We start from the raw sequence: 17,989 nt of genomic DNA on the forward strand, positions 1-17,989 counted from the left end.
TGGCCAACATTTGTTCGCGGGAAGATGACAAATGATGCGATCCGTAATGGCCCCACGCTCAGGGTCGCAGGATGCGACGCTCGATGGCCGTGGCTACGGCGCCGGCGCGGGTGTCGACGCCGAGCTTGGTGTAGATGTGGGAGAGGTGCGACTTGACCGTCGCCTCGCTGACCAGCAGCTCGCGAGCCATCTCCTTGTTGCCCAGGCCTTTGGCGAGCAGCCGCAGGATCTCGACCTCGCGCGGGCTCACCTTCGGCGTCGGCGAGGCGGCCCGCTGCAGCAACCGGGTCGCGACAGAGGGGGCGAGCACGGTCTCTCCTCGTGCGGTGCCGCGGATGGCGCGGAACAGCTCGTCGGGCGGCGCGTCCTTGAGCAGGTAGCCCGCCGCACCGGCGTCGACGGCCTCGAGGACGTCGGCCTCGGTGTCGTAGGTCGTCAGCACCAGTACGTGCGGCGGCGACGGCAGCTCGCGGACCAGCCGGGTGGTCTCCGCCCCGCCCGGTCCGTCACCGAGGCTGAGGTCCATCAGCACCACGTCCGGCCGGGTCTCGCCGACGACCGCGACGGCCTGGGTCGAGTCGGCCGCCTCGCCGACCACGTCCAGGTCGTCCTGGGCGTCCACCAGGGCGCGTACGCCTGCCCGGACCACCGGATGGTCGTCCACCAGCACCACCCGGATGCGTTGCTCAGCCACGACGTTCCTCCCCCTGAGATGCTGTCTGTCCGGCCGCGAACGAGGCGGCGACCACCGTGCCCTCGCCTGGGGCACTCTCGATGACCAAGTCTCCACCCAGCAGGCGGGCGCGAGCCCGCATCCCGGCCAGGCCGTGTCCGCGCAGCCCGTCGGGCTCTTCCTTCAGCCGGGTTGCGTCGAACCCGGCTCCGTCGTCGCGTACGTCCAGGGCGACACCGCCCTCGTGGAAGGTGAGGGAGACGACCGCCGTCGTCGCGCCGGCATGCTCGGCGACGTTGGCGAGCGCACCCCGCAGGGTGCGTACGACGGCGGTCGCCACCCGCCCGCCGACCTCGTGCGGGTCGCCGTGGACGTGGACCGGGACGCTGAGCCCGGTGGTGGCGGCGACGTCGTCGGCGACCTGGCGTACGGCGGTGGCCAGCGCCGATCCGCCGGTCAGCTCGGTGGGGGCGAGGTCGCGGACGACCCGTCGCGCCTCGTCGAGCGAGGAGCGGGCCATCGTCGCCGCCTGGTCGACGTGGCCGCGGGCGTCGGCCGGGCGCGACTCCCATTCCTGGTCGGCCGCCTGGAGCAGCAGGTTGATGCTGGTCAGACCCTGGGCGACGCTGTCGTGGATCTCCCGGCTCAGCCGCGCGCGCTCGGCCACGACTCCGGCTCGGCGCTCGGCGTCCGCGACCTCGTCCTGGGCCGCCTCGAGGTCTGCGAGGAGCGCGCGCCGGGTGACCGCGTCGCGTTCGAGAGCGCGGTAGGCGGTCACCGCGAGCACCGCGACGCAGACCGGTCCGAGCAGCACGGTCGGGTCGGCCAGGCCGGTCATCCGGCTCCAGGCGACGGCGACGATCGCGACGAGGAAGACCGTGACGGCCACGGCCCAGCGGAACGGCAGCACCCGCAGCGCCAGGAAGACCAGCGGCACGGCCGCCCACGAGAACGACGGCGCGATCAGCGCCAGCACCGTCCAGCAGGCGATCACTGCGCCCAGCCAGACGACCGCGGCCGTGCCGACGAGGCGGCGGCCCGCGGCGTACGCGATCAGGAGGACGGCGGCGCCGGGCAGGACCACCTCGGCCTGGTCGCCGAAGCCGTGCCCCTGCAGGTAGCGCGCGACCGAGGCGATGACGAGCACCACCAGTGAGACGTGGAGCCAGCGGTCGAGCATCGTCTGGCCGGCCAGGATCCCACCGGCGCTGGGTCCTGGAGCTGGCGCGGTATCGGTCGACATGGTCGTTCCAGGCTAGGCCGGTCGCGGGGCTCCGGCATCATCCGATCGGCTATCCGGGGTGTCGCCGAACGGCTATCCAGACGTCGCCGGTCACCCGATGTCCGGACCCCTCCCCGACGGCGATGGTTGATGCATCAGCTCGACCAACCGCACCGAACACCGGAGGAGCACCACCATGCGTACGTCCCGAACCGCCGCCCTCGCCGGCCTGGCCGGCATCGCCGCCTCGGCCACCCTGTCCTTCACCGCCCTCGGCATGGGCACCGCGGCCAACGCCTCCGAGGGCAACGGCCGCCCGGCGAGCTACCTGCTCGAGGGCGACCCGTCCGCCCAGGGCGGCTCGAAGTTCGAAGGCATCGGCGTGGACCAGGAGTCCGGGAGGTTCTACGTCAGCGAGGTCACCGGCGGCGAGATCCAGCGCGGCTCGGCCGACCGTGCCCAGGCCGAGGAGTGGCTGGCCGGTGACGGCACCGACGGCCGCTACACCGCTCGCGGCATCACCGTCGACGACGAGGGCCGCGTCTACATCGCCGGCGGCCCGAACGGCACCGGCAATGACCGCCCCGACCTGTGGGTCTACAGCCCCGAGGGCGAGCTGCTCGCCGCCCTCCGCGTCCCCGACAACAACGCGTTCCTCAACGATGTCGCGATCGGGCCGGACGGGGCTGCGTACTTCACCAACTCCAACGACCCGACGATCATCCGCGTCGCCGAGGGTGCCGAGACGACCGGAGCGAGGTCGAGCGGCGAGCTTGCTCGTCCGCTCGCGCCGAGCGAGGGAGTAACCGCGCGAAGCGCGGACGGCTGGCAGGCCACCGAGTGGGCCGACGGCAGCTCGCTGATCACCACGGTCGAGGGCTTCAACCTCGGTGGCATCGTGCTGAGCCAGGACCGCTCCGCCTTCGTCGTCGCCCAGGGCACCACCGGGCAGCTGTGGCGCTTCTCCGTCGCCACCGGCGAGGTCAGCGAGATCGACACCGACGGCGCGAACCTGCGCAACGCCGACGGTCTGATCCGGCAGGGGCGCGACCTCGCGGTGATCCGCAACTTCGACAAGGAGATCGTGCACCTCGAGCTGAACCCCTCCGCCACCTCCGCGGAGCACGTCTCCTCCCGTGCCACCGACCCGAACCGCATCTTCACCACCGGCAAGCTGCTCGGCGGCAGGTTGCTGCTGGTCGACAGCCACTTCGACGAGCAGACCGCGCAGGGACCGTACGAGATCGTCACCGCCCGGATGCCGCGATGACGCTGTCCACATCTGCGCGGCCACACCTGCGGTGGTCGACCGCCGCCGCGGCGATGGCCGTGCTTCTGGCAGGCTGCGCCGCGGCGCCGTCGGAGACCGCCGAACCGTCTCCATCGAGCTCCGCGTCGAGTCCGGCGTCCGCCCCGACGAAGGGGGCGAAGAGCACCCCCGACCCCGAGGAGCGACAGCGGATGAACGAGCAGCTGATCAAGGCCGCCTGGGACAACGACGTGGCCCGTGCCCGTCAGCTGGTCCAGGCCGGGGCCGACGTCAACTACGAGGACGAGACCCAGCAGAGCGCCTACCTCATCGCCGCGAGCGAGGGCTACGTCGACCTGCTCGACCTGACCCTCCGCAACGGCGCCGAGGTCAACGCCAAGGACTCCTACGACGGCACCGCGCTGATCCGCGCCGCCGAGCGCGGCCACGCCGACGTCGTGGGGCGTCTGGTGCAGGCCGGGATCGACCTCGATCACGTCAACAACCTGGGCTGGACCGCCCTGCACGAGGCGGTCGTCCTGGGTGACGACGGCCCGGACGCGGCCGACACCGTACGGGTGCTCGTCGCGGCCGGCGTGGACATCTCGATCGAGGCGGGCCGGGACGGGAAGACCGCGCTGGAGCACGCCGAGGAGCGTGGTTTCGACGCGATCGTGTCGACGCTGCGTACGGCTTCGGCCGAGGTCGCCGACGGTGACCAGCAGCTCCTGCGGGCGGCTTCGTCGGGCGACACGGACTCGGCCGCGGCCGCGCTCCGTGGCGGCGCTGACCTGGAGGCCAGAGACGGCAACCGGCGTACGCCGCTGCTGCTCGCCGTCACCGACGACCACCTCGAGACGGCTCGCCTGCTCGTGCACCTGGGGGCCGACCCGGACGCCCTCGACGGCCAGCACGACACGCCCTGGCTGGTCACCGGTGTCACCGGGAGCGTCCCGATGGCCGAGCTGCTGCTCAGCGTCGACCCGGACCTGACCGTACGCAACCGCTACGGCGGCCTCTCGATCATCCCCGCCAGCGAGCGCGGCCACGCGGACTACGTGGAGCGGGTCGCTCGCACCGAGATCGACATCGACCACGTCAACGACCTCGGCTGGACCGCCCTCCTCGAGGCCGTGATCCTCGGCGAGGGCTCCGACCGCTGGCAGCGGGTCGTCCGCAGCCTGCTCGAGAACGGCGCCGACCCGGGCATCGCCGACCGCGACGGCGTGACCCCGCTCGAGCATGCCCGCAACCGAGGCTTCACCGAGATCGCGCAGATCATCGAACAGCACAGTATTGAGCAGCACGGCGGCTGATCAGCCGCCTCAGGTGACACGAAAGACCGGCCAGCCGATCTCGGTGCGCCACGCAGCGGGATCGCTCGTGTCACGAGGACCGACGACGTAGACCTCCCGCACCGGCCCGGCCACCGACATCGCATTCTCCACCACCCAGGTCCCGAGCTCGCCGTACGTCACCTCGATGCCGTCGTGCTCGCCGACGTGGGTGGTGACTGCCAGCTCCGCGGCCGGAAGGGTCGCGGGGTGCACACGGCCGGTGCGAGGTGGCGCATCGGTCGGCAGGTAGACGAGCGCGTGACCGCGCTCCTGCTCGAAGAGGGCGTTGGCGTAGCTGCCGCCCGGCGGTCCGGTCACGGCGGTGCCGACGGCCGCCTCCAGCTCGGCCATCGCGCCTGCGTACCAGGTCTCGACGTCGCGATGCCCGACGACGGCCTCCACCGCGGCGACCGTCCGGGCGGGCTCCGCACGCAGCTCGACGTCGATCGGCGCGGGGTCGGGCCGGAGCAGGCGGCGCAGCGACACGACCGCGGCCCGGGTGCGGTCGAGCTCGTCCTCGAGGCGTTGCAGATGGTCCGCGACCAGGGCCGCCCGGACGCCCGGGTCGGGGGTCCGCAGGATCCGTTGCACATCGCCCAGAGGGACGTCGAGCTCGCGGAGTCGGTGGATGACCTGCGCGGTCGGGATCTGGTCGACGCTGTAGTAGCGGTAACCGGTGGTCTCGTCCACCACAGCGGGATCCAGCAGGGCCGCCTCGTGATAGCGACGCAGGGTCCGCACACTCAAGTGGGTCAACCGCGAGAACTCCCCGATGGTCAGCACCCCCTCATTGTGAACGCTCCCCCTGGGGGAGAGTCCACCGCTTGACCCTCCCGCGCGGCGAGGCCAGATGGTGGGCTCATGACACAGCACACCGATCTTCCGTCCGACCTGCTCCCGACCACCGTGCGCGAGTTCCTCGCCGCCCACGTCGCCCGCGACGCCGACACCGCCTCGTCGTTCCTCGTCGAGGATGCCGTGGTCGTCGACCAGGACGAGACCTTCCGCGGCCGAGAGGAAGCCCACGCGTTCCTGCGGGACGCCGGCACCGAGTTCGAGTACACGACCGAGCAGATCGGCGCTCGCCGCGTCGATGACGCCCACTGGGTGGTCACCGTGCGGCTCGAGGGCACCTTCCCGGGTGGCGTCGCCGAGCTCGACTACCGGTTCGCGCTGCGGGATGGCCTCGTCGCCGAACTCGTCATCGCCAACCACCCAGTCTGACCGAACCCACACCACCTCGATCTTCAAAGGAGAGAAATGTCCATCTCAGATCGCGATCGTCTCGATGGTCGCCGGGCGTTGGTCACGGGCGGCTCGAAAGGCTCGGGCAAGGCCGTCGCGGAGAGACTGCGAGAGCTGGGTGCCGACGTGTACGTGACGGCGCGCACCATGCCCGACGGGTACGAGCACCCTGACCGGTTCATCGAAGCGGACATCTCGACGGCAGAAGGCACCGATGCCGTGGCCGCTCGCATCGCAGAGGCCGGCGCACTCGACATCCTGGTGCACGTCGTCGGAGGGGCGTCGACGCCGTCCGGTGGTTTCGCGGTCATCACCGATGACCAGTGGCTCACCGAGCTGAACCTCAACTTCCTCGGGGCGGTACGGCTGGATCGAGCTCTTCTCCCGGCGATGATCGGGGCCGGGTCGGGCGTGGTGCTGCACTTCACCTCGATCCAGCGTGAGCTGCCCCTGTACGACGCGTCCTTGGCCTACGCAGCAGCGAAGGCCGCGCTGCGCACGTACAGCAAGGGGCTTGCCAACGAGCTCGCGCCGCGCGGCGTACGGGTCAACGCGATCAGCCCCGGCGGGATCGAGACCGAAGCGTACGAACGATTCGTGGACCGGATCGCCGAGGGCAACGGACTCACCCGTGAAGCAGCCAAGCAGACGATCTACGACTCCCTCGGAGGAGTACCCCTGGGACGGTTCGCGAACACCGAGGAGATCGCGGACCTGGTCGGATTCCTCGTCTCGGACCGCGCCTCGGCGATCGTCGGCGCCGAGTACGTGATCGACGGCGGCACCGTCCCGACCGTCTAAGCCGGGCGCCGTCAGCGAGCAACCACCTCGTCCCGGCTGAACGTGAGCTGCTGGACGTCGATGTAATCGGCCGCGAACCCGGCCCGGGAGTACTCGAGGTAGAAGTGCCACATCCGCAGGAACGTCTCGTCGAACCCGAGCGCCCGGACCTCGTCGGCGCGATCGAGCAGCGCGAGGTCCCACCGCCGCAGGGTCTCCGCGTAGTGGGCACCGAACGAGAGCCGGCTCCGCAGCCGGAGCCGGGTGTGTGCCTCGGTGACACCGGTGATCGCCTCGGTCGAGGGGAGCAGCCCGCCGGGGAAGATGTACTTGGTGATCCAGGTCTCGGTGCTCCGGGTGGCGAGCATCCGGTCGTGCGGCATGGTGATCGCCTGGACCACCGCGGTGCCGCCCGGGGCCAGGACCTCGTCGATCTTCGCGAAGTAGACCGGCCAGAACCGTTCGCCGACCGCCTCGATCATCTCGACCGAGACCACCGCGTCGTACGTCCCGTCCACGGCCCGGTAGTCGCGCAGCTCCACGTCCACCCGATGGTCCAGACCGGCCGCGCCGATCCGGCGCCGGGCCAGCGCGGCCTGCTCGACGGAGAGGGTCACCGAGGTGACTTGGGCGCCCCGGGCGGCGGCCCGCAGGGCGAGCTCTCCCCAGCCGGTCCCGATCTCGAGCAGACGGGTGCCGGGTCCGACTCCCGCCTCATCGAGGATCCGGTCGATCTTGCGGTGCTGGGCGAGCGCCAGGTCCTCCGTCGAGGGCAGGGTCGAGAAGAGGCCCGCCGAGTAGCTCATCGTCGGGTCCAGGAAGAGCGCGAAGAACTCGTTCGACAGGTCGTAGTGGTGCCCGATGTGCTCGCGCGCGTTCTCCGGGGTGTTCAGGTCCTTCGCGCCGCGGCGCCGCTCGTAGACCCCACGCAGCCCCTGCGCCCACCCGGGCAGGAGACCGTCGAGATCCCGGCACAGCACGGTCAGCGTCTCCCCCAGCTCCGGGGCTTCCCAGGCGCCGGTCATGTACGCCTCGCCGAAGCCGATCAGCCCGTGCCGGCTGAGCCTGGCGTAGAACTCCTCGGGCCGGTGCAGCACGATGTCGGCCGGGCTGCCGTCCTCGCTCACATTGATCCCGAGCCGCTTCGTAGCGGCCCGGAAGACGGCCGCCGCGGCCGCCGCGGTGCCCCGGGTCACCAGCCCGCTGGGTGCTTCCTGCAGCATGGGCCAGCGCTCTCCCACCGAGGTCTGAGCGGCGGGGGCTTCGATGGTCTTCATCGGACTCCTTCGTGGTGGTGCAGTGGTGTCTACGTACCGGCAGGCGTCGTAGCCCCGGTCGCGGAGTCGGGCCGCGCCGCGGGGTTCGTCCAGGAGAGCCCCAGCCGTTCGGCCGCCCGGGCACCGGAGCGGGCGCCGTCCTCGTGGAACCCCCAGCCCCGCCAGGCGCCGGCGAAGACCAGCGCCGCGGAGTCCAGCTCGTCGGCCCGCTGCTGGGCCGCCACCGACTCCGGGGTGTAGAGCGGGTGCTCGTACTCCATGGTGGCGATGACCTTCTCGGGATCGATCAGGTCGGCGCCACCGAGCGTGACCAGATGACGTACGCCGCCGGGAGCCGGCAGCCGCATCAACCTGGTGAGGTCGTAAGTGACCGTGACCTGGCCGCGGCCGGGGCGCTCCAGGTAGTTCCACGAGGACCGGACGTGCTCGCTGGCCGGCAGGAGGCTGGTGTCGGTGTGCAGCTGAGCCTGGTTGGCGGAGTACGGGAACCCACCCAGGATCTCCCGCTGGGCCGCCGTGGGCTCGCCGAGCATCGCCAGCGACTGTCCGGGATGGGTCGCCAGCACGGCCGCGTCGAAGAGCTCGGTGCGCCCGTTGCCGTCGGTGATCTCGACCCCCGCGCCGGTCTCGACCACGTTCACGATCTTCGTCGAGGTCAGCACCCGGCCGCCGCGGTCACGGATCGCGGCAGCGACCCGCTCGACGTACGTCGCCGACCCGCCGGTGACCGTGCGCCAGCGCGGCGAGCCGAAGACCTGCAGCATCCCGTGGTGGCTGAGGAACTCGAAGAGGTAGCGCGCCGGGTAGCTCAGCGCCGTGGCCGGGTCGCAGGACCACACCGCGGCGACCAGCGGGGCCATGAAGTGGCGACGGAAGTGCGGCGTGAACCCGTGCTCGTCCAGGAACGCCTCGAGGGTGCGATCGTCGGGCTCGTCGCTCGCGAGCAGCGCCCTGGCGGCCCGGTGGAACCGCGGGATCTCGGTGAGCATCCGCAGGTGCGCCGGACGGAACGCACGACGGTCGGGCAGCACCCCGCGCAGCCCGCGCGCACCTGCGTACTCCACTCCGGCGCTCTGCGAACGCACCGACATCGACATCTCGGAGACCTGCGTCGGCACATCGAGCTCCGCGAAGAGCCGGAGCAGGGTCGGATACGTACGCCGGTTGTGCACGATGAACCCCGTGTCGATCGCCAGCTCGCTCCCGTCCGGCGCGGTGACCCGGTGGGTGTCGGCATGGCCGCCCAGCCGGTCATCGGCCTCGAAGAGCGTCACCGCGCATTGGCCGGAGGCGACGTAAGCCGCGGTCAGGCCGGCCACCCCGCTGCCCACCACGGCGATCCGACGGTGTGCGTGGTCGGGACTGCTCATCGGGCTCCTCGAGGGTCGAAGTGGGGAACAACGCGCAAGCGCTGTCACCCGGTCTTCGGTCACCGAGGCGAATCGGATTTGGTCCTCAGGTCAGATTCTCGTCCGATCCTGGATCCGTAGCGCCCAAAGCGGCCTGGCCGAACAGTTCTGAAACGCAGGCAGCGCCCCACCCACGGGTATCTGAGGTGGGGCGCTGATTCTTGTGTCGGCGAGGGTCACGAGCGCCGGGCGAACTCCAGCACGATTGCGTCCGGGGCCTCAGGAGCGTCCCATTCGGTCCAAGCGGCGAAGTGGGAGCGGCCGAACCCGCTGGCCGTCACAACCTGCTCCAGGGCGTCGGTCCTGCTCGTACGAAGACCAAGGGCGCTAATCGGCCATGCCGCGCGCTCGTTGCCCACGTGCATTGGCTCATCCTTATTCCAGCCGCGCGCGGAGATCTGCTTGTAAAGGCTTCGGGCTTGGTCGCCGTCGATCTGACCCAGCTGCTGGAGCCGTACGACCATCGCTTTGACAGCTACGCCCCAGCGTTCCTTGAGCTTCACGAGGGTCGACAGTGTCTTGCGCCCGCCTAAATGGTCGAGATCTGCGAGGAACTCCTCGGCTGGTAGCAGGAAGGCCCCAGCGAACCGGTGGGCCTGTTTCTCCAGGACACGGGACTCCTCGGCGGTCTTCGGTTCCGGGGTGGAGGCATGCATCCCGATGTGGCCGAGCTCGTGAGCAACGGTGAATCGTTGGCGGTCGCCGGGGATGCCGCCGATCGCATCGGGGCGACTGACCCGGATAACGGGGATGCCATCGACGTAGAGAGACATCCCGAGGTGTTTGCCTAACTCGTGGTCGAGCGGCAGGACGATGCATCCAAGGCGTTCGGCGGCACGAGTGACGTTCCGTACGTGCCCTTCGGGGACTTCGGCGGCCTGGCGGACGAACCCGGCGTACTCCTCGATGTCGTAGGCACTGTTGGAGTCGCCGTCGAACGTAGGGATGATTTCGGGCAGTCGGCGCGCACCCACGGTCTGAAACATCTCGACGGCGAGCAGGGTATCTGCCAGGTACTGGTCGACAGTCTTCTTCGGGGCATCCGCATAGGCACGGAGCAGGGGCCGCGTGTGAAGGTAGTTAGGCGGCGCGGTGGTGAGTAGTTCGAGTGAACAGTCGAGGGTCTTGGCGATCGATTCCACCGCGGCCTGGTCGATGGGCGTGTGGCCCTTGGTGACGCGGGAGAAGGCGCTCGGAGGGATGCTGAGCACTGCTGCCAAGTCGGCCTGGGTGTGGCCGCGGGCGAGGCGAAGTCGCTCGATGCGATCAGGGTTCAGTCGCGTGTTCATGTGCGGCGGTTCCTTCATGCAACCTGCTCTCACAGGTGTGGGGGAATCTGAGAAGCGACAATAGTCAGGGCGGACGTCGCCGGGACTACATGGCCTCGCTCCCATCCTCGCCGGACTCCTCGTCGCCGAATCCGTCCAGGTCCTCGTCGGGCGGCTGGTAGCCACGACCCTCGGGAGGCGGCGTCAGGCCCGTGCCCAGGATCGTGATCCCCTCCAGGAGCAGATGCGGCACCTTGTGCTTGCTGAGGCCGGCGACTCGAGCCTCGAAGACGTCGATGATCATGCCGGCGTCGTCGACGGTGTAGGCGAAGACCCAGCGTTCAGTCGTGGTGAACATGCTGGGCTCGGCGTCGGCGACATCGAGGAGGTTCTCCGAACCAAGGATGTCGTACGCGTCGGTCTCGGGATCCTTGGTGGCCTTGAGGACCCGGTAATGGCGCTCTGTAAGGTCGTCGAAGATCAAGATGTCGCAGCCGCCACCGGCGACCGTCTTCACCCCGATGTTCAGAACTCTCGCTTGCTCGGTGATGGCGTCGAGCACCATGTTGCGTGCCAGGCCGGACTGGGGAACCTTGGAACGCCCAAAGGAGGGGTGAAGACTAACCGCCTTCTTGATGTTGTGGCCGTCTGCGCTGAACGTCTCGCGAACCGCGTCCGCCAACTGGTGCATCTGCTCCATGACAAGAGTGTGACATTTACGCGAAACGCTTTCAAGCGTATGTCACACCCTTGGCGTGTCGCCACAGTATGAGCTGCTCTTACTCAGTTTCCCTGATCGGAACTCACCTAGCTGGCCAGGCACCGGGTCAGCCGCGGCCGGCGTACGGCATCCCGGTCGCGAGAATGGTCATCGCGGGGACGCTGACGCCGAGCGGGAGCTGGGCCATGGCGACGACCGCGTCGGCGACGTGCTGCGGGTCGAAGGTCGGCTCGGGGCGTACGGAGCCGTCGGCCTGACGGGCGCCGACAGCGATGCCGGCGGTCATCTCGGTGGCGGCGTTGCCGATGTCGATCTGGCCGACCGCGATGTCGTGGGCACGGCCGTCGAGGGCCAGGGCACGGGTGAGACCGGTGATCGCGTGCTTGGAGGTGGTGTAGGCGGCGCTGCCCGGTCGCGGTACGTGCGCGGAGATGGAGCCGTTGTTGATGATCCGCCCGCCCCGAGGGTTCTGCCGCTTCATCTGGGCGAAGGCCTCGCGGGCGCAGAGGAAGGAGCCGGTGACGTTGACGGCCAGGGTCGCGGCGAACTCCTCGGGCGCGATCTCGTCGACCTCGCCACTCGGCCCGAAGGTGCCGGCGTTGTTGACCAGCAGGTCCACGCGGCCCCACATCCCGACGGCAGCGGCGAACGCCGCCGACACCTCGGCGGCGGAAGCCACGTCCGTGGGCAGTACGAGGGACCGTGCCATCACCGACGCGGTCTCCTCCAGAGACGACCGGGTGCGGCCGAGGAGCGCGACCTGGAAGCCGGCGCCGTCCAGCGCTTGCGCGATCACCCTCCCCAGGCCGGAGCCAGCCCCGGTGACGACCGCGACCGCCATCAGGTGAACTGCCGGCTCAGCTGGGCGTGCCGGTTGACGTCCTTGTAGAGCAGATAGCGGAACCGGTCGGGACCACCGGCGTAGCAGGCCTGCGGACAGAAGGCCCGCAGCCACATGAAGTCGCCCTCCTGCACCTCCACCCAGTCCTTGTTGAGCAGGTAGACGGCCTTGCCCTCGAGGACGTAGAGCCCGTGCTCCATCACGTGCGTCTCCGGGAACGGGATCGCGCCGCCCGGCTCGAAGCTGACGATGTTGACGTGCATGTCGTGGCGTACGTCATCGGGGTCGACGAAGCGCTGGGTCTTCCAGGCGCCGTTGGTGCCCGGCATCTCGCCACCGGGCACGTCGACCTCGTTGGTGACGAAGGGTTCCGGCACGTCGATGCCCTCGACCCGCTGGTAGGCCTTGCGGATCCAGTGGAAGCGGGCGACCTGGTCGCTGGTGTTGTGCAGCGTCCAGGTGGAGCCGGGCGGGAGGAAGGCGTAGCCGCCGGGGGTGAGGTCGTGCTTCGCGCCCTCGACCGAGAGCGTCAGCGCGCCCTCGACCACGAACAGGACACCCTCCGCGCCCGGGTCGAGCTCGGGCTTGTCGCTGCCGCCGCCGGGCGAGACCTCGACGATGTACTGCGAGAAGGTCTCGGCGAACCCCGAGAGCGGCCGGGCGATCACCCACAGTCGGGTGCCCTCCCAGAACGGGAGCTTGCTGGTGACGATGTCGCGCATGGTGCCACGGGGGAGCACGGCGTACGCCTCGGTGAAGACGGCCCGGTCGGTGGTCAGCTCACGCTGCGACGGGTGACCGCCGGTCGGGGCGTAGTAGCGGGGTTCGCTCATGGTCGGGCTCCTTCTGTGGTGACTCTGCTGAGCAGCCGGCCCTGGGGCGCGGCCTCGATGTCGATCTTCTCGCCACGCAGCCAGGTCTGGCGGACGACGCCTGCGAGCGATCGACCGTGGTAGGGCGTGACTGCGTTCTTGTGATGGAGCTTCGCGGCATCGACCACGTAGGAGTCGTCGGGGGCGAGGACGCAGAAGTCGGCGTCGTGGCCGACCTCGATCCGCCCCTTGCGGCTGAGCCCGGCATGACGTGCGGGAGCCTCGGACATCCAGCGGGCGACGTCGGTGAGTGTGAAGCCGCGGCTCCTTGCCTCGGTCCAGACCGCCGACAGGCCCAGCTGGAGCGACGAGATGCCGCCCCAGGCGACCCCGAAGTCGCCGGTGTCGAGGGCCTTCAGGTCGGGCGTCGAGGGCGAGTGGTCGGTGACGACCATGTCGATGACGCCCGTGCGCAGGCCCTCCCAGAGCAGTTCGCGGTTGCTCGCCTCGCGAATCGGCGGGCAGCACTTGTACTGCGTCGCGCCGTCGGGGATCTCCTCGGCAGCGAAGGTGAGGTAGTGGGGGCAGGTCTCCGCCGTGATCGGGACCCCGTCGCGGCGGGCCGAGGCCAGCATCGCGAGCACGTCGGAGCTGGAGACGTGCAGGATGTGGACGCGGCAGCCGGTCCACCGGGCCAGCTCGATCACCTGGGCGATGGCGAGGTTCTCCGCGCCCCGCGGCCGACTGTGCAGGAAGCGTTCGTACGCCTCACCACCCGCCGCCGGCGCGTGCTCGATCGCGTGGGCGTCCTCGGCGTGCACGATCAGCAGACCGTCGAAGGAGTGGATCTCGCGCATCGCCTGCTCGAGCTGCTCGGCGTCGAGCGGCGGGAACTCGTCGACCCCCGAGTGCAGCAGGAAGCACTTGAAGCCGGAGACCCCGGCCTCGTGCAACGTACGCAGCTCTCCGACGTTGCCGGGGATGGCGCCACCCCAGAAGCCGACGTCGACGAAGGCCTGGCTCGCGGCAGTCTTGCGCTTGAGGTCGAGCGCCGGGAGGTCGCAGGTGGGCGGGATGCTGTTGAGCGGCATGTCCACGATCGTGGTGACGCCGCCGGCGGCCGCGGCGCGCGTCGCCGAGGCGAAGCCCTCCCACTCGGTCCGACCCGGGTCGTTGACGTGTACGTGCGCGTCGACGACGCCGGGCATCAGCACCTCGTCGTCGGCGAGCTCGACCACCCGGGCCGCGGCCAGGTCCTCCGCGATCGGCGCTACCGCGACGATCTCGCCGTCGCGAACTCCGACGACTCCCGCTCGCTCGCCCTCGGGGGTCACCATCCGTGCCGCCCGGATGACGACATCGAGATCTCGACTCACACCCTCACCTCCGCCTCATCGACTGCCACCACCCGCGTCCGCTGGCGCCCGAGACCGGTCACCTCGGCCTCCACCACGTGCCCCTCCCGCAGGAAGGGCCGGGGCTCGGGCCGCAACGCTGCGACCCCGCCAGGTGTCCCGGTCAGCACCAGGTCGCCGGGCTCGAGTGTCATCAGCGTACTGAGGAAGGCGAGCAGCTCACCGACGCCGTAGGCCATCCGGGCGGTCGTCCCTCGCTGTCGCCGCTCGCCGTCGACCCAGAGCTCCAGGCCGAGGGCCTGCGGATCGCCGACGGCGTCGGGGGTGACCAGCCACGGGCCGATGGGGGTGAAGGTGTCGGCACACTTCCCCTTGGCCCACGTCGGCCCGGCCGCGATCCGCGCACGCTCGCTGACGTCGTCGGCCGTGAGGTAGCCGCCGACCGCGGCCAGGGCCTGCCGCGGGTCTCTGCACCGGGACAGCCGGCGCCCGATCACCACGCCCAGCTCGACCTCGTAGTCGGTCGTCGTCGATCCCGGCGGCAGTTCGATCGCGTCGTGGGGCCCCACGACGGAGGTCGAGGGCTTGAGGAACACGACCGGCTCGTCCGGGATGGCGACGCCGGCCTCCTCCGCATGGTCCTCGTAGTTGAGCCCGATCCCGATGACCTTGCCCGGCCGGGCAATCGGCGGCCCGATCCGGGTACCGCCGGCGACGACGGGCAGGTTGCCCGAGGCGATCAAGTCTTGGATCAACTTGAGCCGCACCGTGTCGCCGAGCAGGTCGCCGTCGATCGCCGGCACGATGGCCGACAGATCGCGCAGTATGTCCTGGTCGTCGAGGGCCGCGGGGCGCTCCTGGCCCGGCGGACCCACACTCAGTAGCCTCATGCGTCCTCCTTGATGAGATGGTCGGCGGCGATCCGCTCGGCGATCTGCTCGAGCAGGGCGGCGCCCTCGGTCAGGCAGCGTTGCCGGTCGGGCTCGATGTCCGTCAAGGCGTACGCAGCGCCGATCCCGGCCGCTCGCAGCCGGTCGTGGTCGAGATGGTTGACCCCGCAGACCGCCACGACCGGGACACCGGCGCGCGCGGCCGCGGCGGCGACGCCGGCCGGGGCCTTTCCGTTGAGGGTCTGCTCGTCGAGCGCGCCCTCGCCGGTGACGACGAGGTCCGCCCCGTCCAACCCGACGGCGAAGTCGACCAGCTCGAGCACGAGCTCGATGCCCGATCGCAGCTCCGCGCCCAGCAGGGCGAGTGCGGCGAAGCCGACACCGCCGGCCGCTCCGGCGCCGGGCTGACCACGGAGATCGGACCCGGTGAACGACGCCACGAGAGATGCCCAGCGGCCGAGCGCGGCGTCCAGCCGTCGTACCTGGTCCGCATCGGCCCCTTTCTGCGGGCCGTAGACCGCGGCCGCCCCGGTAGGGCCGGTGAGCGGGTTGTCGACGTCGCACGCGACCGTGACCGAGACCCCGTCGAGGCGCCGCCGCAGCTCGTCGACCTCGATCCGGGCGACCTCCTCGAGCCCGGCTCCGCCTGGACCCACCGGTTTCCCGGCGACGGTGAACAGCCTGGCGCCGAGCCCGCAGAGCAGACCCGCTCCCCCGTCGGTGCTGGCGCTGCCGCCGATCCCGAGCACGATCCGGCGACAGCCCGCATCGATCGCGGCCGCCATCGCCTGCCCGGCCCCGAGGCTGGAGGCCCGCATCGGATCCGGCACACCCGGCAGCCGCGCCAACCCGGAAGCGTCGGCGAGCTCGACGACCGCGGCTGCGCCGCGACGGGCGTACGCGGTCTCGACCGGCTCTCCCGTCGGCCCGGCCACGCGGACCGGCACGAGGACGAACCCGGCGGACTCGGCCGCCGCCAGGGTGCCGTCGCCACCGTCGGCGACCGGGATCGTGTCGACGACCACACCGGCACTCCCCCGGCGGATCCCGGCGCTCACCGCCGCCGCGACCTCGGCAGCGGTGAGCGATCCCTTGAACTTGTCGGAGGCGACCAGCACGCGGACCATGAGGCGATCAGTCCAGCGGGACGAGCGCGGTCGGGGCGTGCTCACCACGCTCGGCCAGCTCCTCGAACTCGACGACGCCGTCGATCTCGACGCCCATCGAGACGTTGGTGACGCGCTCGAGGATCACCTCGACCAGCACCGGCACGCGGTATTCGGCCATCAGGGCCTTGGCCTTCTCGAAGGCGGCACCGAGATCGGCAGGATCGGTCACCCGGATCGCCTTGCAGCCCAGGCCTTCGGCGACCTTGAGGTGGTCGACGCCGTAGCCCTCGAGCTCTGGGCTGTTGACGTTGTCGAAGGCGAGCTCGACGCAGTAGTCCATCTCGAACCCACGCTGGGCCTGGCGGATCAGGCCGAGGTAGGAGTTGTTCACGACCACGTGGATGTAGGGGATGTTGAACTGGGCGCCGACCGCCAGCTCCTCGATCAGGAACTGGAAGTCGTAATCGCCCGAGAGCGCGACGACCTGGCCGTCGGGGACGGCGGTCGCGACCCCCAGGGCGGCCGGCAGGGTCCAGCCGAGCGGGCCGGCCTGGCCGGCGTTGATCCAGTGCCGCGGCTTGTAGACGTGCAGCAGCTGGGCCGCCTGGATCTGGGACAGACCGATCGTGGTGACGTAGCGGGTGCCGGAGCCGAAGGCCCGGTTCATCTCCTCGTAGACCCGCTGCGGCTTGATCGGGACGTTGTCGAAGTGGGTCTTGCGCTGCAGGGTCCCCTTGCGCTCGGCACACTCCTCGGCCCAGGCGGTCCGGTCAGCGACGCGTCCGTCCGCCGCCCACTCCTTCGCGACCTCAACCAGCACCTCGAGCGCCGCGCGGGCGTCGGAGACGATCGAGTAGTCCGCCGCGAAGACCCGGCCGATCTGGGTCGGCTCGATGTCGATGTGCACGAACGTACGTCCGCGGGTGTAGGTCTCGACCGAGCCGGTGTGGCGGTTGGCCCACCGGTTGCCGATGCCGAGCACGAAGTCGCTGGCCAGCATGGTCGCGTTGCCGTAGCGGTGGGAGGTCTGCAGCCCCACCATGCCCGCGTTGAGCGTGTGGTCGTCCGGGATCGTGCCCCAGCCCATGAGCGTGGGGACGACGGGAACCCCGGTGACCTCGGCGAGCTCGACGAGCAGGTCGGCGGCGTCGGCGTTGATGACGCCACCGCCCGCGACGATCAGCGGGCGCTCCGCCTCGAGCATCATCGCCAGCGCCTTCTCGGCCTGGGCACGGCTGGCCGCCGGCCTGGCGATCGGCAAGGGCTCGTACGTCTCGATATCGAAGTCGATCTCGGCCTGCTGGACGTCCAGCGGCAGGTCGATCAGGACCGGGCCGGGACGGCCCTCGCGCATCAGCCGGAAGGCCTTCTGGAAGGTGCCCGGGACCTGGGCGGGCTCCATCACGGTGACCGCCATCTTGGTGAGCGGTCCGGCGATGGAGGCGATGTCGACCGCCTGGAAGTCCTCCTTGTGGAGCTTCGCGACCGGAGCCTGGCCGGTGATGCACAGGATCGGGATCGAGTCGGCGGAGGCCGAGTAGAGCCCGGTGATCATGTCGGTGCCGGCGGGACCGGAGGTGCCGATGCAGACGCCGATGTTGCCGGCCTTCGCTCGGGTGTAACCCTCGGCCATGTGCGAGGCCGCCTCGACGTGGCGGGCGAGCACGTGCTGGAGCCCGCCGTGCTTGCGCATCGCGCTGTAGAACGGGTTGATCGCGGCACCCGGGAGGCCGAACAGTTGGGTCGCGCCCTCCTTCTCCAGGATCAGGACAGCGGCGTCGACCGCGCGCATGCGTGCCAT

General features: G+C 70.4%; 17 protein-coding genes. 4 read left to right on the forward strand and 13 right to left on the reverse strand.

Going from position 1 to position 17,989, the window contains the following annotated elements:
- Positions 1-58: 58 nt before the first annotated feature.
- Together ABZU72_RS13585 and ABZU72_RS13590 are read right to left on the reverse strand one after the other, a co-directional pair.
- On the reverse strand, positions 59-694 hold the full coding sequence (locus tag ABZU72_RS13585; protein WP_355019376.1) for a response regulator transcription factor: 636 nt from the start codon (positions 692-694) through the stop codon (positions 59-61).
- Complete coding sequence (locus tag ABZU72_RS13590; protein ID WP_355019377.1) at positions 687-1,916, reverse strand: sensor histidine kinase; 1,230 nt, start codon at positions 1,914-1,916, stop codon at positions 687-689. Before ABZU72_RS13590 ends, ABZU72_RS13585 begins: the two co-directional genes overlap by 8 nt.
- A 175-nt stretch (positions 1,917-2,091) precedes the next feature.
- Here ABZU72_RS13590 and ABZU72_RS13595 point away from each other — a divergent pair, with 175 nt between their 5' ends.
- Both ABZU72_RS13595 and ABZU72_RS13600 read left to right on the forward strand, forming a co-directional pair.
- Positions 2,092-3,165, forward strand: a complete 1,074-nt coding sequence (locus ABZU72_RS13595) for a gluconolaconase (protein ID WP_355019378.1) — start codon at positions 2,092-2,094, stop codon at positions 3,163-3,165.
- Positions 3,162-4,460 (forward strand): ankyrin repeat domain-containing protein, encoded by a 1,299-nt coding sequence (locus tag ABZU72_RS13600; protein WP_355019379.1) that lies wholly within the window; start codon positions 3,162-3,164, stop codon positions 4,458-4,460. The genes ABZU72_RS13595 and ABZU72_RS13600 overlap by 4 nt, the downstream gene beginning before the upstream one ends.
- 9 nt (positions 4,461-4,469) lie before the next feature.
- On the opposite strand, the gene ABZU72_RS13605 is transcribed toward ABZU72_RS13600, so the two are convergent.
- On the reverse strand, positions 4,470-5,264 hold the full coding sequence (locus ABZU72_RS13605) for a MerR family transcriptional regulator (protein WP_355019380.1): 795 nt from the start codon (positions 5,262-5,264) through the stop codon (positions 4,470-4,472).
- 78 nt (positions 5,265-5,342) lie between these two features.
- On the opposite strand from ABZU72_RS13605, the gene ABZU72_RS13610 reads away from it, so the two are divergent.
- Complete coding sequence (locus ABZU72_RS13610; protein WP_355019381.1) at positions 5,343-5,705, forward strand: nuclear transport factor 2 family protein; 363 nt, start codon at positions 5,343-5,345, stop codon at positions 5,703-5,705.
- A gap of 36 nt (positions 5,706-5,741) precedes the next feature.
- Positions 5,742-6,527, forward strand: a complete 786-nt coding sequence (locus tag ABZU72_RS13615) for an SDR family oxidoreductase (RefSeq protein WP_355019382.1) — start codon at positions 5,742-5,744, stop codon at positions 6,525-6,527.
- 11 nt (positions 6,528-6,538) lie between these two features.
- Here the strand turns inward: ABZU72_RS13615 and ABZU72_RS13620 are convergent, their stop codons facing one another.
- The 10 genes from ABZU72_RS13620 to gcl all read right to left on the reverse strand — a co-directional run bounded on the left by ABZU72_RS13620 (position 6,539) and on the right by gcl (position 17,989).
- Positions 6,539-7,783: a cyclopropane-fatty-acyl-phospholipid synthase family protein gene (locus ABZU72_RS13620; protein WP_355019383.1), complete on the reverse strand. Its 1,245-nt coding sequence runs from the start codon at positions 7,781-7,783 to the stop codon at positions 6,539-6,541.
- A 29-nt stretch (positions 7,784-7,812) separates the two neighbouring features.
- Positions 7,813-9,153, reverse strand: a complete 1,341-nt coding sequence (locus tag ABZU72_RS13625) for an FAD-dependent oxidoreductase (RefSeq protein ID WP_355019384.1) — start codon at positions 9,151-9,153, stop codon at positions 7,813-7,815.
- A 215-nt stretch (positions 9,154-9,368) separates the two neighbouring features.
- Positions 9,369-10,481 carry an ImmA/IrrE family metallo-endopeptidase gene (locus ABZU72_RS13630; RefSeq protein ID WP_355019385.1) on the reverse strand — a complete coding sequence of 371 codons (1,113 nt, stop codon included), beginning with the start codon at positions 10,479-10,481 and terminating at the stop codon, positions 9,369-9,371.
- 85 nt (positions 10,482-10,566) lie between these two features.
- Positions 10,567-11,160: a hypothetical protein gene (locus ABZU72_RS13635; RefSeq protein WP_355019386.1), complete on the reverse strand. Its 594-nt coding sequence runs from the start codon at positions 11,158-11,160 to the stop codon at positions 10,567-10,569.
- A gap of 127 nt (positions 11,161-11,287) precedes the next feature.
- A complete protein-coding gene (locus tag ABZU72_RS13640) occupies positions 11,288-12,022 on the reverse strand; it encodes an SDR family oxidoreductase (RefSeq protein ID WP_355019387.1) in 735 nt (244 codons plus the stop codon).
- Positions 12,022-12,855 carry a bifunctional allantoicase/(S)-ureidoglycine aminohydrolase gene (locus ABZU72_RS13645; protein ID WP_355019388.1) on the reverse strand — a complete coding sequence of 278 codons (834 nt, stop codon included), beginning with the start codon at positions 12,853-12,855 and terminating at the stop codon, positions 12,022-12,024. The genes ABZU72_RS13640 and ABZU72_RS13645 overlap by 1 nt, the downstream gene beginning before the upstream one ends.
- The gene (allB, locus tag ABZU72_RS13650) at positions 12,852-14,210 is read right to left on the reverse strand and encodes an allantoinase AllB (protein ID WP_355019389.1); all 1,359 of its coding nucleotides are present in this window, start codon (positions 14,208-14,210) and stop codon (positions 12,852-12,854) included. The genes ABZU72_RS13645 and allB overlap by 4 nt, the downstream gene beginning before the upstream one ends.
- On the reverse strand, positions 14,207-15,079 hold the full coding sequence (locus ABZU72_RS13655) for a fumarylacetoacetate hydrolase family protein (protein WP_355019390.1): 873 nt from the start codon (positions 15,077-15,079) through the stop codon (positions 14,207-14,209). The genes allB and ABZU72_RS13655 overlap by 4 nt, the downstream gene beginning before the upstream one ends.
- Positions 15,076-16,251, reverse strand: coding sequence for a glycerate kinase (locus ABZU72_RS13660; RefSeq protein WP_355019391.1), 1,176 nt, complete (start codon positions 16,249-16,251; stop codon positions 15,076-15,078). The genes ABZU72_RS13655 and ABZU72_RS13660 overlap by 4 nt, the downstream gene beginning before the upstream one ends.
- The gene (gene gcl / locus ABZU72_RS13665) at positions 16,214-17,989 is read right to left on the reverse strand and encodes a glyoxylate carboligase (protein WP_355019392.1); all 1,776 of its coding nucleotides are present in this window, start codon (positions 17,987-17,989) and stop codon (positions 16,214-16,216) included. Before gcl ends, ABZU72_RS13660 begins: the two co-directional genes overlap by 38 nt.

It is taken from the genome of Nocardioides sp. NPDC004968, from assembly GCF_040608935.1.
Classification (GTDB): domain Bacteria; phylum Actinomycetota; class Actinomycetes; order Propionibacteriales; family Nocardioidaceae; genus Nocardioides.